The organism is Streptomyces sp. NPDC049915 (assembly GCF_040656475.1).
GTDB lineage: Bacteria > Actinomycetota > Actinomycetes > Streptomycetales > Streptomycetaceae > Streptomyces.
The window spans coordinates 1-12,318 of record NZ_JBFAMH010000056.1; the positions used below are offsets into that span (position 1 = coordinate 1).

Annotated in this window: 14 protein-coding genes and 2 pseudogenes; 8 read left to right on the top strand and 8 right to left on the bottom strand. The window is 67.9% G+C overall.

Going from position 1 to position 12,318, the window contains the following annotated elements; genetic code table 11:
* Positions 1-143 precede the first annotated feature (143 nt).
* Positions 144-581: an SMI1/KNR4 family protein gene (locus AB0J12_RS38940; RefSeq protein ID WP_363269545.1), complete on the bottom strand. Its 438-nt coding sequence runs from the start codon at positions 579-581 to the stop codon at positions 144-146.
* 10 nt (positions 582-591) lie between these two features.
* Positions 592-1,426 (bottom strand): annotated as a pseudogene (locus tag AB0J12_RS38945) (IS5 family transposase).
* Between the two features lie 698 nt (positions 1,427-2,124).
* Between AB0J12_RS38945 and AB0J12_RS38950 the strand changes: the two are divergent.
* The 3 genes and pseudogenes from AB0J12_RS38950 (at position 2,125) to AB0J12_RS38960 (ending at position 4,733) form a co-directional block, all read left to right on the top strand.
* Positions 2,125-2,522 (top strand): annotated as a pseudogene (locus AB0J12_RS38950) (lamin tail domain-containing protein).
* A gap of 194 nt (positions 2,523-2,716) precedes the next feature.
* The gene (locus AB0J12_RS38955; RefSeq protein ID WP_363269546.1) at positions 2,717-3,343 is read left to right on the top strand and encodes a DUF6417 family protein; all 627 of its coding nucleotides are present in this window, start codon (positions 2,717-2,719) and stop codon (positions 3,341-3,343) included.
* A 1,090-nt stretch (positions 3,344-4,433) separates the two neighbouring features.
* Positions 4,434-4,733 carry a hypothetical protein gene (locus tag AB0J12_RS38960; RefSeq protein ID WP_363269547.1) on the top strand — a complete coding sequence of 100 codons (300 nt, stop codon included), beginning with the start codon at positions 4,434-4,436 and terminating at the stop codon, positions 4,731-4,733.
* A gap of 707 nt (positions 4,734-5,440) precedes the next feature.
* Here AB0J12_RS38960 and AB0J12_RS38965 read toward each other — a convergent pair.
* Both AB0J12_RS38965 and AB0J12_RS38970 read right to left on the bottom strand, forming a co-directional pair.
* The gene (locus tag AB0J12_RS38965; protein WP_363269548.1) at positions 5,441-5,845 is read right to left on the bottom strand and encodes a hypothetical protein; all 405 of its coding nucleotides are present in this window, start codon (positions 5,843-5,845) and stop codon (positions 5,441-5,443) included.
* Entirely contained in the window at positions 5,842-6,186 is a 345-nt protein-coding gene (locus AB0J12_RS38970) for a hypothetical protein (protein WP_363269549.1), read from the bottom strand. The genes AB0J12_RS38965 and AB0J12_RS38970 overlap by 4 nt, the downstream gene beginning before the upstream one ends.
* Before the next feature lie 273 nt (positions 6,187-6,459).
* On the opposite strand from AB0J12_RS38970, the gene AB0J12_RS38975 reads away from it, so the two are divergent.
* The 4 genes from AB0J12_RS38975 (at position 6,460) to AB0J12_RS38990 (ending at position 8,720) form a co-directional block, all read left to right on the top strand.
* On the top strand, positions 6,460-6,720 hold the full coding sequence (locus AB0J12_RS38975) for a hypothetical protein (RefSeq protein ID WP_363269561.1): 261 nt from the start codon (positions 6,460-6,462) through the stop codon (positions 6,718-6,720).
* Positions 6,692-7,219, top strand: a complete 528-nt coding sequence (locus tag AB0J12_RS38980; RefSeq protein WP_363269550.1) for a DUF6879 family protein — start codon at positions 6,692-6,694, stop codon at positions 7,217-7,219. The genes AB0J12_RS38975 and AB0J12_RS38980 overlap by 29 nt, the downstream gene beginning before the upstream one ends.
* Positions 7,220-7,246: 27 nt before the next feature.
* Positions 7,247-8,095 (top strand): helix-turn-helix transcriptional regulator, encoded by an 849-nt coding sequence (locus AB0J12_RS38985; RefSeq protein ID WP_363269551.1) that lies wholly within the window; start codon positions 7,247-7,249, stop codon positions 8,093-8,095.
* A gap of 124 nt (positions 8,096-8,219) precedes the next feature.
* Positions 8,220-8,720 carry a GNAT family N-acetyltransferase gene (locus tag AB0J12_RS38990; RefSeq protein WP_363269552.1) on the top strand — a complete coding sequence of 167 codons (501 nt, stop codon included), beginning with the start codon at positions 8,220-8,222 and terminating at the stop codon, positions 8,718-8,720.
* Positions 8,721-8,779: 59 nt separating this feature from the next.
* Here AB0J12_RS38990 and AB0J12_RS38995 read toward each other — a convergent pair whose 3' ends face one another.
* Positions 8,780-8,983 carry a hypothetical protein gene (locus tag AB0J12_RS38995; RefSeq protein WP_363269553.1) on the bottom strand — a complete coding sequence of 68 codons (204 nt, stop codon included), beginning with the start codon at positions 8,981-8,983 and terminating at the stop codon, positions 8,780-8,782.
* A gap of 104 nt (positions 8,984-9,087) precedes the next feature.
* On the opposite strand from AB0J12_RS38995, the gene AB0J12_RS39000 reads away from it, so the two are divergent.
* Positions 9,088-10,029 (top strand): Ku protein, encoded by a 942-nt coding sequence (locus tag AB0J12_RS39000; protein ID WP_363269554.1) that lies wholly within the window; start codon positions 9,088-9,090, stop codon positions 10,027-10,029.
* Here AB0J12_RS39000 and AB0J12_RS39005 read toward each other — a convergent pair.
* From AB0J12_RS39005 to AB0J12_RS39015, 3 genes are all read right to left on the bottom strand, one after another.
* Positions 10,026-10,208 carry a hypothetical protein gene (locus tag AB0J12_RS39005; protein WP_363269556.1) on the bottom strand — a complete coding sequence of 61 codons (183 nt, stop codon included), beginning with the start codon at positions 10,206-10,208 and terminating at the stop codon, positions 10,026-10,028. The genes AB0J12_RS39000 and AB0J12_RS39005 overlap by 4 nt on opposite strands.
* Positions 10,209-10,628: 420 nt before the next feature.
* Positions 10,629-10,847 (bottom strand): hypothetical protein, encoded by a 219-nt coding sequence (locus tag AB0J12_RS39010; protein WP_363269558.1) that lies wholly within the window; start codon positions 10,845-10,847, stop codon positions 10,629-10,631.
* 177 nt (positions 10,848-11,024) lie between these two features.
* On the bottom strand, positions 11,025-12,230 hold the full coding sequence (locus tag AB0J12_RS39015; protein WP_363269559.1) for a reverse transcriptase domain-containing protein: 1,206 nt from the start codon (positions 12,228-12,230) through the stop codon (positions 11,025-11,027).
* Between the last annotated feature and the right edge of the window lie 88 nt (positions 12,231-12,318).

Genomic DNA, 12,318 nt, shown 5'->3' on the forward strand with positions numbered 1-12,318 from the left:
AGGATCAGACGAAGGCCGCCCCCACGTCCGGCGAATCCCCAGGTGAGCGACTCAGTTCGAGACGCCGTTCGAAGCCGATAGATAAAGAACAAGCTTAGACGGTGTCTTGATTGATGTCAGCTCATGATCGGAGGCCGGCCGCGTTATAGCTGATACCAGTCGTCGCCACCGGCTCGGAGCGAACGGCCGAGGTAGTCCTGCAGGTTGTTGGCGACCCATCGACGGCTGTCGCTCTCGTGCTCCCAGACGAAGATGTCGGGGCGCTCGGGCTTCTGCACGAAGGCGAACTGGTCGCCGCCTCCGTTGTCCCCGAAGAAGAGGAAGGCGTCGAACGTCATGTAGAGCTGCGCGAACGTCTGGTCGGCCCCGAAGAGCAGGTTCCTCTCGACGATCTGATCGATGGGCCAGACGGTGTCCACGTGAGTGTGCCCGATTATCCCGTTGCTTTCGAGGAGCAATTGCCGAAGCTCTGCGGGCAGCGTTCGCCTGAGTCGCGTCTCCGCCGCGACGAGATCGGATGCCTGGGCCGGTTCCCGGAAGCCCGCGCCGGGAAAGACCGCTGTCGCTGCCTGTCTCCACATGATCCGGAGCCTAGCCAACCACCTCCAGGGCGCCTGTACTGCATCGGCGGTAGCAGATGAGCATGCTGGCGATGCCGACGAAGGCCAGGAAGTGTTCGGCCTTGCGCTCGTAGCGTCGGTGCAGGCGACGGCACCCGTTCAGCCAGGACATTGTGCGCTCAACCACCCAGCGGTGCCGGCCCAGGCGGCCGGATGGCTCGATGCCTCGCCGGGCGATGCGCGGCACGATCTGCGCGTCGGCCCCGCTGGCCGGCGCCGTAGCCATCCGCGCAGGTGGTCGAAGTCGTAACCCTTGTCCGCGTGCAGCTTGGCCGGGCGGCGACGCCGAGGGCCGAAACGGGACCGGATCGGCGGGATGCCACGCATCAACGGAATCAGCACCTGACTGTCATGGAGGTTGGCGCCCGAGATGCCCACTGAGATCGGCAGACCGTTGCGGTCACAGATGACATGGATCTTCGACCCGAGCTTGCCGCGATCGGTCGGATTCGGTCCAGTCAAGGGCCCCCTTTGACCGCCCGGACACTCGCCGAGTCGATCGCGCATCGTGACCAGTCCAGCTCGCCATCCGCGCCGAGTCGGTCCAGCACTATGCGGTGAATCTTCGCCCACACCCGGGCCTTGGACCAATCGGTGAAGCGCCGATGCACCGTCTGCCAGGAAGCACCGAAGACTGGCGGCAACTGCCGCCACGTACAGCCCGTGGTCGCCGCGAAGGTGATCGCCGCCAGTACAGCGCGGTCATCACAGCGTCGCCGACCGCCGCCCTGGCTTCGCACCGGCGGCTCAGGCGCCACACCTCGGAAGATCTCCCACAGTCCGTGAGGCACCAACCGCTCAACTATGCCCACGTCCTGGCAACGAGCTACCGCCAATCAAGACATCGTCTTAACCCCGCGGGTCGTCAGAGAGCTGGTCACCAACGCCCGAAAGTATGCCCCGCGCCGACCAAGCTTGACCTGCGCATCCTCGGTGACACGGTCCGATCGCGCTCTGGGACTCCGAACCCGTTCCTCTGGTGGCCCGCGACACGGACGCACGGACGCAGCCCGCATAGGGGAGCACGGTCTTGAAATCGTCCCGGCCGTGGCCGCGCCCTCCAAGCGCACCGCGAGCCGGTAGATCGCGGTCGCCCGGTCCGTCGTTACTCACTTTCGGGTGATCGCATTCCGGCCGGTGCGTGGCGCGAACTGGCGGCCCGTCACCTCAACCCAGGTGCCCCAACGCCTGCGGCCGGAACCGGGCGTTAATCTGGCGCTTTCGCTGCATTGATGGTTATTACAGGCGAGAGTCACAGAAGTCTGTTGAAGTCGTAACGAGCCTCCGCATTTCCCACGCATGCCGGGGGGCGGGCTGGAAGGTGTGCGTGTGCGGCCGACCGGCCTCACACCAGCACAACGCACCCGCCGGACCTGCGGTTTCGACCCGGTTAGTGTGCGCAGCCTGAAGGGGGACCTTGGTGTCCGTTTCTTCTTCCACCCGTCGTCTGACCGCCGCCACTGCTGTGGCCGCCGCCCTGATCGGCGCCGCCGCGCTGCCGGCGATGGCCGCCGACCACCACGACTCCTCGCGTGAGCGTGCGTCGGTGACGATCAGCGCGGTGCAGTACGACTCTCCCGGGCGGGACGACCGCTCCAACCGCTCGCTGAACGCCGAGTGGGTGGAGATCACGAACAGCACACGCCGTGCGGTGAACCTGGACGGCTGGACCCTCAGCGACGAGGACGGCCACACCTACACCTTCCACCAGTACCGCCTGGACGGCCGTTCCACTGTCCGCGTCCACACTGGCGTAGGCCGCGACGCCAGCCACGACCTGTTCCAGGACCGCCGCAACTACGTCTGGAACAACGACCGCGACACCGCGACCCTGCGCAACGACCGCGGCCGCTTCATCGACGACCTCTCCTGGCGCCCCATCACCGCGGTGGACACCACTAGCCGCACCAGCGGCGTGAGCTGACGCACAGTTGGCATAAGCGTCAGGAGAGCGGGGCCACCCCTCGTCGGCGGGGTTGGCCCCACCTTGCGCGGCGTCTCCTATCACGGGCGCAGGGCCGTCGCGGGGCCATTCGCCCACCACCGGGTCCAGGCTCTACCGTCTGCTGCGGCATCGGGTGAGGGTGAGGGTGAGCATGAACGCGCGGCAGTCACGGCTGGACGCCCTACGCTCCCTGCGCGAGCGGGAGACGGGATCTGGTTACGGCTGGGTGCTGTCCACCGATGTCCCACCCGGCCTCCAGCAGTCCCTGCAGACCGCGGCCGCCCAAGGCCTGGTCGAGCTGGCTGACCGGGAGGTCCGCGCGGAACTGTCCGCCTATGAAGGGCGCCCCGTGCTGTGGGCCGCCCGCCTCAGCGCCCAGGGCCACGACGTCCTGACCTACCTAAACGCCTCTCCCGCCCCCACCCCGCACAGCACACCACCCGCAGCCTCAGAGCAGGTGATCGAGCTGCGGCCCGCGCAGATGGATGCCCTGCGCGTCTACACGAACCTGGCCCCCGTCCTGCGCGTGGCGCCGGCCGACGGCCTCGTCGAGCGGGTACGCACCGCCCACTTCGACCGGCCCAACAACCGCTGGCGCATGACACTCACCCCCGGGCAGATCGACTCGGTCGCCTACGCCTTCCACCTGCGCGCGCTCAGCGGCTCGGTGGCGGAGGCCAACTGGTTCGCCCGCGAATACGGGATCACCTACCGGGTCGACGGGCCGACCAGCCGCCCGCGCGCCGTGCGCCCGTCATCACCTACCGTCTCCCCTTGAGGCGGTCCGAGCTTGACCCTTGAGCTCATCTCATGGTGCAGGGCGTGCCGTCGGCTGGCCGGCGTTGCCACGGCGACCCCCGGCCGCCTACCGAAGACACTGCCCGGTGCTGGAGTTCGCATCACCGTCGCAACTCGTCGGCACCGTGAACGCCGCCTTCGTCGGCATTTTCAACGCTGGGCCTTGCTGCGGCGCTCGGGAAGATGCCGTTGATCACCATACGGTGGCTCTTCCACCGTCTGCCCCGGCCTGCGTTCCTCGGCAGTGCGGTTCCAGGCGGCCCCACTCCGCATATGTCAGAGCACCCGCCCCAACACGGGACGGAGCGATTCACCGCCTGTCACGCGACCCCTCGGGCAGGCCCTGGGGCGGCCGTGGCGCCGAACTCACGGGTCATCGAGAACAGCTTCCTGCCGGCGGCGAAGGCCAGACCGGCGAGGACGGCCTTGGGCAGGCGAGCAGTGAGGTGGCCTTGCAGGTCGTTTTGCTGGAGCGCCGCGGTTCCCAGAATCCTGAGCGCTGGTATGCCGGAAACGGCTCCCCGAGCGTCCGCCGTGCCGTCTCCAACTGGCTAGCCAGCGGACCAGTGTGGGGTCGGCGTGCCGTCATCGCTCATGTGCGCCCGCTGCCAGATCTCGTTCCGTCGGTACGGGTTTCGGGTACGAGCCGGTGCCGCTGCCCGCACAGGCATGGCACCGGCGCCCACGCGCACCCACGGCCCAGCGGTACCCGGTCAAGTTCAGTACCAGCGATTGCTCGTCCCAGCAGGCCGAGCAGCCGGGGAGAGCGTCGCAGTCTAGGATCGTGTTCTGTCGCCGGACATATTCGGCAGTCGCAGCGACGTCTACGGGGGCGCGTCGGGCAGCTGTCGCGACCATACCCCGAAACCCCTTGTGTACTTAGTACTGTACTGAGTACCATGGCGCTCGCGCCGGCCTCGATGCCGGACAGCGCGGGCGTGGCCGCAAGCTGGTGATCACTCGCCGGTCGACCGCCGTGCTCAAGTTAATCAGCGCGTGGCCGCCCGGTTCGCATATGAGAGACACCCGTCCAGCCGCGCGGGCTCCCGATCCCAGATGAGGCACCCCAGATGAGTACGCAGGAACCCCCGATCTTCTCGGCGGGTGAATTGGCCGAGAAGATCGCCGCACTGGTGAACCGCTACGAGGCGGGCCAAGCACAGCAGTTGGAGCATGCAGCATCCCTTGAGTTCCGCATGCGGCACGCGGTCATCGCGCGAAAGCAGTGGAAGGAGGTAGAGCAGGACTTGCCTGCCCTGCTGGTCGAAGTGCGCGACGCAGGCTGGGAGCCGAAGCAGATCGCCAGGCTCTTCGACCTCACTGAGTCTTACGTATACCGCAAGCTACGCGAGCACGACGCACAGCAGTAGCCGACACACAGGTGGGGCCTGGCCAAGGTGACCTGACCTCACCACCCCTGCTCGCCGGGGCTGGGTTGCGGCATCCGGCGATGGGCTGCCCACCGACGTGTGAACTGCCGGAATCCAGCCGCGCCTTCTTGCGTCTTTGGACGATGCCGACCGCCACCGGGCACTCGCCTCCCTCACCGACCGCTTCGGGTAAGCCCGCAAGGAGCCTTAGGGCGGTCTGGCTCCCCATAGGCGCCGAGCCGCCCTTCTGCCCCGGCCCGCCGTTGTCCGTCCGTGCCACGCCTGCCCCCACCGGTGCGGCTGCCGAATTGGCTGTGTCGTCCATCCCGGCGGTTACGAGGGCGGGTGCAGGCCCTCGAAGGAATCGAACCCGCGCTGCTCGATCACCCGCTGACGGCTGGCTTGCTTGTGCCGCCGCTGCTGGTCGACCGGGTAGATGTCTCAGTCGCCGGAGGCGCGAGTAGATAATCGGCGCTGGGACAGCCCGTCATGTGCGGGCACTCCTCCAGGACCCGGTTGCAGAAGGCGCAGAGCACTCCGTAAGGGCGCCGCATGTGGGCCGCGGAGGACTTGAGTGATTGGGAGAAACGTCGTCGTCCGCATGAACCGGCCGAGCGACGCCGCGGACGACGAGGAGTGCCGGAACGCGGAGGCCGGCGGCCGATCCTATCCGGGCCAGTGGCCCAGAGGTGGGCCGTAACGGGCACTCACAGTCGCGTGCCGACGGTGATGCGGTTGTTGCCGGACAGGATGACGATCGCGCGGAGTAGGATCTGCAGGCGCCGCTCGTCGAGGTCTTGGACGGCGGAGAGGGTGAACAGCCCGATGGGTAGCAGCGACAGCACCAGGCCCAGGAAGGTCCGGTCGTCCTCGTCGAGGCCGAGGGTGAACAGGCGGCCCATCATGTTGTCCCACCGGCACACCGGCAGCCCGTCGGCGTTCTCCACGAGGAGCGCCTGGCGGACGCTCTGGCGGCCAAGGATGGTTCCCTCTTCGACGAGGGCCTGGGCCGCGGCCCGCTCTCGCCTGCTCTTCGCCGACCGCAGCAGCAGCTTGCCCAGATCGACCTCTGTCCCGTCGCCTGTGTATACGAGGGCCTCGGGTTTGGTCATCGTTGTGCCTCTCGCACGAGCTGGTGCAGGGTGCGGCCGACGATGCACAGAGCCCCGCCATCCACGCACCGCTCGCATGTGTGGCCGTGGTCGAGCAGCGCCTGGTGCGCGCGGTCGCCGATGCACGATGCGCAGCCGCGGGGAAACGTCGAGTAGTGCCCGTCTAGCCGGCGGTGTCGGCGCTCGCCGAGTTCCACCGCGGTCTCGGCCGTGAGTGGCGTGCCGTCCCACACGCAGGCGGCGCCGCGCAGTTGTGCCTCCGTCTGGTCACCCAGTGAGGGCACGGCCAGCAGCTTGATCACCTTGGCCGGGATCTCGCGGGTCGGTGCGGGGCCGCTCATCTGTCCGCTCCCCGCTGCGACGGCATGCCTGCACCGTTTCGCATGTTGACGCTCCTCAGCAGCGTTGGCCACTCCTGGGAGGCGCGCCACCTCGCCGGGAGTCTTCGTCCGCAGGTGACGCTACGAGTGTGCTGTGCAGCGCGGCCAGCAATGTTCACGGATGTTCGCAGTAACAGCGCGCCGCAGGCCACCGATTCCTTGCGGCCTTGACCGCGTGGCCAGGTCGGGTGAGCGTGTGTACATCCATGCACACGCAGAGCGTTGGAGGCAGCGGTGTCATTACGGTTCATCGGCATCGATCCGAACACCGGGCAGGGTGAAAGCCCGACCGTCTGGGTCGACGAGAACAGCGGCGAACTGGTCATCCAGGGATGGAAGCCGGACGCGGCGACGGAGGCGGAGTGCGCCGCCTACGAGGTGCATGGCCACGCAGCCGGCATCCCAGAGCACGAGCAGGTGGTGAGGGTGCCGGCCCGCATGGTGTCGATCCTGAGGGAGGCGTGCGATGTGGCAGAGCGTGCCCAGCTTCACTGAACTCCTGGACAGCGCGCGCGAGTCCGCTGTTCACCTGGAGATGCGGGACTCCTATGGGGTGGCCGCGGAGGCTGACGCCGTCGCCCGCTGGAAGGAGACGGGTGAGGTCGACACCGATCCCGAGTCGCCCTACTGGGCGCCGTGGACCGCGCTGATCCGTCGCCTCGTCGCGCGCGGCGTGACCGTGCGGCGGGCGCGGATCGTGTCGGAGCCGGTCAGCGACTACATCCGGTACGAGCACGCCGGAACCGCCGCCAACGTGGCGGCGGGGGAGCAGGTGCGCTGGCTGCCTCGCCGTCAGGCCTCAGACATCGCCTTGCCCGGCAACGACTTCTGGCTGATCGACGGGTGGCTCATCCGCTGGAACCACTTCACCGGTGAGGGCGCGTCGGCCCCCGGAGAGATGAGCGAAGACCCGGCAGCGGCCCGCCTGTGCGCCGAGGCCTTCGAGGCCGTGTGGGTGCGAGCGATCTCACACGACGAGTACAAAATCAGCTAGCGAGACACGAAGGGTCCACCGCACCACATGGCCACCTCTCCGTCCTCCTCGGCCCAGGCCGCGCGTGAGCGCGTCGCGCGGCGCCTGCGAGACCTCCGGGCCGACGCGGGCCTGACCGGAACCGAACTGGCCACGCGATGCGGATGGACCCACCCCAAGACCAGCCGCCTGGAGAACGCGCGCACTCCACCCACCCCCGACGACATACGCCGATGGTGCGCAGCGTGCGGTGCCGACGACCAGGCCGACGACATCATCGCCCAGTCACGCGACGCCGAGTCCGCCTACATGGAGTGGCGACGCCAGCTACGCGCCGGCCTGAAGCGCCTGCAAGACAGCTACGCCGACCTCTACCAGGCGACCGACCTGTTCCGGGTCTATTCGCCCACCCTCGTGCCCGGCCTCCTGCAGACCGAGGGTTACGCCCGCGCCCTCCTCACCAGCGTCGCCGAGCTGTACGAGGCGCCCAACGACGCCGACCAAGCCGCGGCCGCGCGAGTGCAGCGCAACCAGATCATCCACCAAGCAGGGCACCGCTTCGTCACGGTGATCGAGGAGAGCGTGCTCTACCATCAGCTCGGCGACGCCGACGCCATGGCCGCCCAACTCGGCTACCTCCTCACCGCCGGCGCCCTGCCGTCCGTATCCCTCGGCATCATCCCCAATTCAACGCGCAGGACGCTGTGGCCGCAGGAACTGTTCCACGTCTACGACGACCAGCTCGTGTCAGTCGAACTGATGACCGCGCGGATCCGCGTCACCCAGCCCTCCGAGGTGCAGCTGTACCTCACGGCCTTCGAGCAACTGCGCACGATGGCCGTGTACGGAGCCGACGCCCGCGCCATGGTCCTCCGCGCGATCGAGGCGCTGCACTGAGCACACCACAGGAAACGCTCCCCGAACCGGGTCTTACGGCTAGGGTCAGTACACCTAGGGCCCTTTATCGGAAGTGGATCAAGGTACTCGTTCAGGTCTTACGGCGTCGTGTGATGCTGATGTCATGACCGATCAACGCGGGGTTGCCGTCGTCCGCTGGCCGGATCAGGCCCCTTCCGCCCAGGATGGGCTGGCCGAGCTGCTGACGGCTTACCACTTGCAGACGCAGGCCGAGAAAGGTGAGGTCGTCGCCGGTGTGGATGGGTTGCCGGACCGCTACCGGGCAGAGGTCATGGATCCGCGGGCCGCGTTTGTTGACGATGTTGTGCTGCTGGCGTTGAGCAGGCACACCGCGGTGGGCTGCCTGGTGGTGACCGCCCCCATCGACGGACGCTCTGAGGCCAAGAGGCTTTGGACGGACCCGGCTTTCCGAGGGCGGGGCGTCGCGTCCAGCCTGGTCAGAGCCGCGCTCGCATACGCTGCGCAAAGCGGCGTCAGCACGGTGCGGCTCTCGGTGTGGCAGTGGCGGTCAGGCGCGATAGCCCTGTACGAGCGGCTCGGCTTCACGGTCACCGAGTCGTGGGATGAGCGGGACCAACTGGTCTGCAGGGAACGCGCCGTGTGAGTGGTCACAGCCACTCATTGATGGCCGCGACGAGGACGGTCGCCTCGTAGGTACAGGCCCTAGCCCCATACCTCCGGGCCGCCGCCGCGCCACTCGATGTCGTCGGAGCGGATCACGTCGAGGTCGTCGATACCTTCCATGCCGGCGTCCTGGAGGAAGGCGACGACGTCGCGGAGCCGGTAGGCGCGGCCGAGGATGGTGCCGTCCGCTCGCACGCGCCGGCCGCCCTGGTTGTCGGGTGGATACACGATCACCGTGACCATGCCTTAAGCGTCCCGCCATGCCCCGAGGGGCGCACGGTGTGGTGCGCCGGCGGCGGGGGATTCGTAAGGTGGGTGGTGCTCGGGGCTAGCACGGAAGGACACGTATGCCCCGGACGATCTGGAGCGGCGCCATCAGCTTTGGCCTGGTCACGGTGCCGATCAATGTGGTCGGCGCTACCGAGGACCACAGCATCCGCTTCCACCAGTACCACCGTGAGGACGGCGGCCGCGTCCGTGTGAAAAAGTTCTGCGATCTCGAGGACCGCGAGGTGTCCAGCTCCGAGATCGGCAAGGGCTACGAGGTCACCCGCGAGACGAAGCACCAGCCGGCACAGATCGTGCCGATCTCGGATGAGGAACTGCGCGACCTCCCCCTGCCGACGGCGAAAGCGATCGAGATCGTCGCGTTCGTACCCGCCGGGGACATCGACCCGATCCAGATCAGCGACGGCTACTACCTGCAGGCCAACGGCCAGGTCGCCGCCAAACCGTACAAACTCCTCGTCCAGGCCCTGGGACGGTCCGAGAAGGTCGCCATCGCCAAGTACGCCTGGTCCGGCCGGGAACGCCTGGGCATGCTGCGGGTCCGTGACGACGCCCTGGTGCTCCACGCGATGCGCTGGCCCGACGAAATCCGCAGCCCGGCCGAGCTGCTCCCGCCGCCCGCAGAGGTCTCGGACGAGGAGGTCGAGCGGGCACTCGCCCTGATGGACACCATGACCGTCGAGGACCTCGACGAGCTCGACGCGCACGACGAGTACACCGAGGCCATCGCGCAGATCATCGAAGCGAAACGGGAGGACAAGCCGCTCCCGCAGGCGCCGGAACCGGAGGAGCCGGCGCAGGTCCTGGACCTGATGGCCGCACTGAACGCCTCGGTGGACAAGGCCCGCGAGGCTCGCGGCGAACACGGGAACGAGGCCGAGGTGCACGAGCTGCCGAAGCCGAAGAAGAAGGCCGCCGCCAAGAAGCCGCCAGCCAAGAAGACCGCAGCGAAAAAGACGGCGACGAAGAAGGCAAGCAGCCGCAAGCCGCGCACCGCCTAACCGCCGGCCTGCTCGACGGCGCGGCAGGCCGCACAGACGACCAGGGCGTGCGGCCCATATCGCACCGTGAGTCCCTGGCAGCGCGCGCAGTATCCGACCTGGCTCGGCCGGCATCCCAGGAGCAGCGCCGCGGTGGCCCGGTCCGTCGCGGGGTCGATACGTCTGGGCGCATCGTTCATGCTCACGACGGTATGGCGCCACCGCTCCCACTGCCCGAGGGCACCGGCCGGACAGGGCGCCGCGCCCGCCTGGCGGGCGGGCGGGGCAGTCCGCCTCCTTGCTGCGCGTCGCGGGAGGGAGCCAGCGGGCTGCGGTGTGCGAGCCGCAGACCTTCCTGCGGCCACTGATACGCGCGGGTGCCCTTCGAGCCGGATCCCTCCGCATCCACAAGCACCTGGTAGATGACGCGTCCGTCGGGCCAGTCCTGCCTGGCCCGCACCTCGGCGCGCCGCCAGCGGCCCGCGGACATGACCCAGAAGGCAGGCGGATCAGACGAAGGCCACGTCCACACGATGGGCTCTCGCCCATCCTCCGGGCGCCACGGCCGAGCCGTCACCACCTCCGGAACTGCACCGCTCATGAGTTTGATCCGAGCAGGATCAGGAGGCGGCCGAGACGTCGCGGGCGCGATAACCGCCTGCGTAAAGCGCTGACGCGGCCGGCGTGCGCCGGCCATGCCATCGGGGGTGGAAGAGCACCTCGCCCGACAGCTTCACGAGTCGTCTGCGCAGAACGGTGCGCGGCTGAGCCGCGAGCTGGCGGTAGGTGGCGTGCCACTCGTCAACCGCCCGGGCAAGGTCATCGGGAATCGGCCGCATGGCTGAATTCAATCATATGTTCGATTTTCTTCGCTCGTTGACACGCGCCCGCTGTGCCAGAGGGTGTGGTCGGGTAGCCGGATCACGTTGCCGTGACCCGGCCCCCTCAGAACCGGACGTGCACCTTTCAGCGCATCCGGCTCAAGCAAGCCCCGAGGGCTTCGCAGGTCAGCAGGGTTATGCGGTCCGTTTGCCGTCGCCTGCGTGGTGCTGGCGGTGGCATTCGGAGTGCACGAGGCGAAGGTTGTTCCGCTCGTCCGTGCCGCCGTCTCGCCGGTAGGTGAAGTGATGCTTGTGGAGCATCTTCTTCGAGGCCGCGAACCAGTTGATCCACTCGCGTGGGCTGTCCGGTTCGTACTCGGCTCCGACGATCAGCGCCTGCTTGCAGAGAGGGCAAAGCCCCTGCTGCCTGACCGCCAGGACAAGACTCGTCTTGTCCATGGGCGGCGGCGCTTTCCTGCGGCGGCGGTCCCGCCAGTACTCGGCCAGCGCGGGGTCGTCCGGGGACGCTCCGCCCTTGATGAGCCGGTGGCGGACGATGCCGGTCCAGGCGAACTTGATGAGGAAGGCGCCGCTGTCGCGGTCGCCGAACACCCACCGGTCTCGCCGGGACGGGTGGAACTGGCCGAAGTACCGGTCCACGACCCAGTACCTCGACTTGTTGCGGTGACGACGCCTGGCCCACTTGAAGGTCAGCCGCCACATGTAGTGATCCAGCGACGAGAACGTCGTCGAGGACGCCACCGCCCGGTAGTAGGCCGCCCAACCGCGAACGATCGGGATCAGCCTGCGCAACACGGCCTCGGCATTGGCCCCGTGCAGGGCCTTCACCTCGGTCCGTAAGCGCGCCCGGAGCCTCTTGCAGGCCGCTGTGCTCGGGGTGATGATCAGCTTCTTCTGGGCCTTCCGGCGGACATTGAAGCCGAGGAAGTCGAACCCCTCATCGAGGTGGACGACCTGGGTCTTCTCCTCGTTGAAGCGAAGACCTCTCGGCTCCAGCCAGTCCTCCAGCCGGGCCCTGACCTGATGCACCTGGGCTTCGTCATGACAGAGCACGACGAAGTCATCGGCATATCTCACCAGCACCGGAGTGCCCGGTGCGGCGCCGGGCTCGCGCCCGGCCCGCACCGTGTATTGGCACCCTGCGGCCTGTTCCAGTCCGTGCAGAGCAACGTTCAGCAACAGCGGGCTGATCACACCGCCTTGAGGAGTCCCCTCCTCGGTCGGTGCGAACCGGCCGCGGTCGACCACGCCCGCCTTCAGCCAGCCGCGGATCAGATCCCTGGCGGGGAACTGGCCGAGCATGGTCATGAGGTGGGTGTGGTCGATGCGGTCGAATGCCGCCGACAGGTCCGCGTCCAGGACCCACAGACGCTTTGTCAAGCCCCGGGTTTTGTGGAGGCTGAGTTAGCTGGTTTTCTGGAGTGACGCAGGGGGTTCGGCCGCGTAGTAGGCGGCTTCGTGCTCGGCG

What these genes read in the sequence shown, in the direction of transcription:
- AB0J12_RS39005 (WP_363269556.1), bottom strand. Translation starts at nt 10,208, where the DNA reads ATGAACGATGCGCCCAGACGTATCGACCCCGCGACGGACCGGGCCACC.
- AB0J12_RS38995 (WP_363269553.1), bottom strand. Translation starts at nt 8,983, where the DNA reads ATGGTCACGGTGATCGTGTATCCACCCGACAACCAGGGCGGCCGGCGC.
- AB0J12_RS38970 (WP_363269549.1), bottom strand. Translation starts at nt 6,186, where the DNA reads ATGAGCGGCCCCGCACCGACCCGCGAGATCCCGGCCAAGGTGATCAAG.
- AB0J12_RS39010 (WP_363269558.1), bottom strand. Translation starts at nt 10,847, where the DNA reads ATGCGGCCGATTCCCGATGACCTTGCCCGGGCGGTTGACGAGTGGCAC.
- AB0J12_RS38940 (WP_363269545.1), bottom strand. Translation starts at nt 581, where the DNA reads ATGTGGAGACAGGCAGCGACAGCGGTCTTTCCCGGCGCGGGCTTCCGG.
- AB0J12_RS38965 (WP_363269548.1), bottom strand. Translation starts at nt 5,845, where the DNA reads ATGACCAAACCCGAGGCCCTCGTATACACAGGCGACGGGACAGAGGTC.
- AB0J12_RS38985 (WP_363269551.1), top strand. Translation starts at nt 7,247, where the DNA reads ATGGCCACCTCTCCGTCCTCCTCGGCCCAGGCCGCGCGTGAGCGCGTC.
- AB0J12_RS38990 (WP_363269552.1), top strand. Translation starts at nt 8,220, where the DNA reads ATGACCGATCAACGCGGGGTTGCCGTCGTCCGCTGGCCGGATCAGGCC.
- AB0J12_RS38955 (WP_363269546.1), top strand. Translation starts at nt 2,717, where the DNA reads ATGAACGCGCGGCAGTCACGGCTGGACGCCCTACGCTCCCTGCGCGAG.
- AB0J12_RS38960 (WP_363269547.1), top strand. Translation starts at nt 4,434, where the DNA reads ATGAGTACGCAGGAACCCCCGATCTTCTCGGCGGGTGAATTGGCCGAG.
- AB0J12_RS39000 (WP_363269554.1), top strand. Translation starts at nt 9,088, where the DNA reads ATGCCCCGGACGATCTGGAGCGGCGCCATCAGCTTTGGCCTGGTCACG.
- AB0J12_RS38980 (WP_363269550.1), top strand. Translation starts at nt 6,692, where the DNA reads ATGTGGCAGAGCGTGCCCAGCTTCACTGAACTCCTGGACAGCGCGCGC.